Source organism: Sulfurimonas sp. (assembly GCF_023228785.1).
In the GTDB taxonomy this organism is placed as follows: Bacteria; Campylobacterota; Campylobacteria; order Campylobacterales; family Sulfurimonadaceae; genus Sulfurimonas.
Genome location: NZ_JALOAN010000077.1, coordinates 1 through 3113, shown reverse-complemented (window position 1 = coordinate 3113; position 3113 = coordinate 1). Strand labels below are relative to the sequence as shown.

Genomic DNA, 3113 nt, shown 5'->3' with positions numbered 1-3113 from the left:
GTAGATAAACGCGGTCGAGAACTTTGTAATTACTATGGAGAAGCGGAGCGGAATGTCCCTGGGATGAAGATGGGTTTCAATGTGGCCAGGATATTTAAGGTCAGTAAGAATCCACGGACCGGGAAGAGATATTATACTTCTCTTTGGCATGATGAACGAAAGCTCGTGAAAGCCTGCATAGGTAAAACAGATGCAGCTCTCAAAAGGTTGATGGAAGAATATGATGAGAAACGTGCTAAGAATTCAAAGAAACTCATTCGGGGAGAATTTGAAGATGTTCTTGGGCAGGCGAAGAAAGAAAAGAAAGGTCCGAAAGTCAGTTGGCAAACACAGGCAGCTATGGATAATGCATTTGATAAAGGTGTGCAGTATTGGACTCTTGTTGATCAGGGAGTAAGTCATAAAGAGGCTTTAAAGGATATCCAGATATTAAGCAGCACCTGGTCTAAATGGAAATCGGCTGGTTGGGTCAATCGTGATAAATGCCTCGGACTTAATGCAGACGAATAAAGATAATGTTACCGCGCTCGCTCTGCACGAACAGTAAAACATAGTTGTACATACATGAAATTTTTTCAAACTTTTTTTCTGGAAAAATCCGCGGCCAGGTTCCGGGCGATGGGTATCTATTTATTGTTGAACCGGTATAGACACTAGTAAGAGGCTTTTGCTGAAATGGGATCCTATAATATCATCATGTTTGTTATACTGCTAGTATTCTCAGGAATATCTAGCCTGATGATGATCCTGTTCTCCTCGTCGATCGTTGATACTACTAATTTATTGATAAGTCAGGGTATTTTATCAACGGCCACGGCAAACACCGTAACAACCATTACCTATTTTATTATGGCAAGTCCTGCAATCATGCTGATAGCCATAGTGATCTGGGCCTTATCAAGCAGCATTAATAGAAAAGAAGGTGAGCAGTAATGTTTACATCAGCAAACAGTATGATGGAAGCTCTGGTGATATTCATCAGCTGCCAGATCATGGCGGTATTATTCGCTTTAGTTGGTGGAGCTATTATAGATGTATTTTACAATGCAATGGTCAATAGCGGATTGATGGATATCTCGGGACCATTCGGGAATTTTGATCCGGTGAATATCGATATCGGATTATATTATCTCTTCTGTACATTCATCTGTTTGTATGGAATATTCATCCTGGCCCTGACGATCTACCATAAATATGTTCTGGATGAAGAAGAGGATGAAGATGCAGTATATACAGGTGATGACTATTGATTCAGATCCTGCCAGATTTACCGGGTCTTCTCCTTTGTAACTTTTTACTTTGCTGCAGCCTCCTGTTATCCCTTATCCTCACGATCGCAGCAATTGATGATCTAAAATACCGATATATACCTCCGAGATATTTCTATCCGTTCTGGATCATAGTTTTCATTCCATATCTGTATATTTCCAATTATATGATAGCGATGGGCCTTTGGTGGTTGGTTGTATCAAACATCATACTGATCATATATGCCTATTATCTCGGGAAGAAACATATCATCGGCGGTTCGGATGCCAGAGTATTGATAGCAATGTTCCTGTTATGGCCGTTCGTATTCCCTGCATTATTGGTTGTTCTGATAGCGATCATTTACAAAAAACTTTTTTTTAAATTTGATGAGGAGATCAGAGAAGATTCTAAAAAGAGGGGTGTTCCAGCAGTAGTATTCCTTGCATTAGGTTTCTATCCAATGGTGATAATTGGCGGTATGATATATTACTACTTACTTATTTAAAGATGGAATGCTCATTCAGAAGTAAGGAGTTTATTATTATGCAATCCAGAAAAACCGGCAGAAGGACATCGAGAAAAGTTACGTACTCAAAGCGGAGTCCGGCATACAAGAAATTCACGCAGAAGGTAGCAGAGTATAACAAGCTCGTGTATAAGTATCGGGCCGTCAACAGAAAGCTCAGGAAGACCGCTCTTACTGACACACCAGCAGGCAAGACAGCGAGAACCAAGATCATTAAAGCTTACAACTTATTAGCGAAAAAGGGACAGGAAGTAGACGCAGCGAGATCCGCAGTACTGAAACAAGCCAGGTAAGGTGTACATATGGTATATGTCCCGCCAAAAGCACCTCCTAACATCGTTCTGACGAAAGCGCCCATTAATGGGCCGATCACAGGCAGAGTAACCAATGTATATTCTCCCGGCGGATCTCCTGTTATTCCAATTCAAAAACGAGTGGAGATAGTATCAGAACGGCCGACCCTAATACCTCCCAAAGCACCTGCTAATATTGTTCTGACGAAAGCGCCCACTAATGGACCGATCACGGGGAGAACTATCAGCATCCAGGCACCGGCAGGAGCTAAAGTTATTGTCCCGAAGCAGGTCGATATCACATCAACACCTCCTAAAACAGTAATACCGGAACAGAAGAAGCTCGTTCTGACGAAGGCGCCAACTAATGGGCCGATCGTTGGCGAAACTCTCAAAAATCAGGGTTTACGTACGTTCGGAGGCAAGGTTGTTTCTGAATATGATTTAAAGACGATCAGCTTTTCCGATGTTTTGAAGAAAGATGCAGAGATACGCGCCGCTAAAGGTGATATTATCTCGGCCCTGTATCTTGCTGCTGACGATCCTAAGGTCGTTATGTCTCCTGCCTGGATGGAGAAGAAGATCGGTGAGGTGATGAAATCTGTAGGGCTCGACCCTGAAACACAATACGGGAAACCCGGAGGGCCAACTGTGGGAGATTGGCGGGGAGATGTTTTAGTTGAGGCGACGAAGGGAGCAACACTGGATTTTATACCAGGAACAGCAAGGGGAGTTGTTGCCGGCCTTCAATATTTTAACTTAATAAAGGATGTGCCGGTTGCGGATGCGAATGAGGTTTTAGAGTCTGTAAAAGGTGGAGCGGGTGAACTTGTAACTACTATGATTGATTCTGCAACGGTAAATCCTGCCAGATTTGCCGGAGCGATGATTCCAGGGTTAATTCTTGGCAAAGCCATTTCTCCGAAAATACCAAAACCCACTATAGTTAAAGGAGGGGGAGCTAAGGTCGTTGGTGGTAAGCCGGTTGCGGTTATTGGAGATTTAGGGAAATCTGTCTCTACAAAAATGGGCGATATATCGCA

5 protein-coding genes are annotated in these 3113 nt (G+C 42.9%); all 5 read left to right on the top strand.

Annotated elements, in window-relative coordinates; translation table 11 throughout:
• On the top strand, positions 1-510 hold a 510-nt coding region (locus tag M0Q24_RS11570; RefSeq protein WP_295050818.1), incomplete at its 5' end, for a hypothetical protein.
• Between the two features lie 422 nt (positions 511-932).
• Entirely contained in the window at positions 933-1250 is a 318-nt protein-coding gene (locus M0Q24_RS11565; protein WP_295050816.1) for a hypothetical protein, read from the top strand.
• Positions 1247-1756 (top strand): prepilin peptidase, encoded by a 510-nt coding sequence (locus tag M0Q24_RS11560; RefSeq protein ID WP_295050814.1) that lies wholly within the window; start codon positions 1247-1249, stop codon positions 1754-1756. Before M0Q24_RS11565 ends, M0Q24_RS11560 begins: the two co-directional genes overlap by 4 nt.
• Positions 1757-1794: 38 nt before the next feature.
• Positions 1795-2070, top strand: a complete 276-nt coding sequence (locus tag M0Q24_RS11555) for a hypothetical protein (protein ID WP_295050812.1) — start codon at positions 1795-1797, stop codon at positions 2068-2070.
• Positions 2071-2079: 9 nt separating this feature from the next.
• The coding region (locus tag M0Q24_RS11550) for a hypothetical protein (RefSeq protein ID WP_295050810.1) at positions 2080-3113 on the top strand (1034 nt) is incomplete at its 3' end.

Excerpts from the sequence above, each read along its gene's own strand:
- M0Q24_RS11565 (WP_295050816.1), top strand. The coding sequence starts at position 933 with ATGTTTACATCAGCAAACAGTATGATGGAAGCTCTGGTGATATTCATC.
- M0Q24_RS11555 (WP_295050812.1), top strand. The coding sequence starts at position 1,795 with ATGCAATCCAGAAAAACCGGCAGAAGGACATCGAGAAAAGTTACGTAC.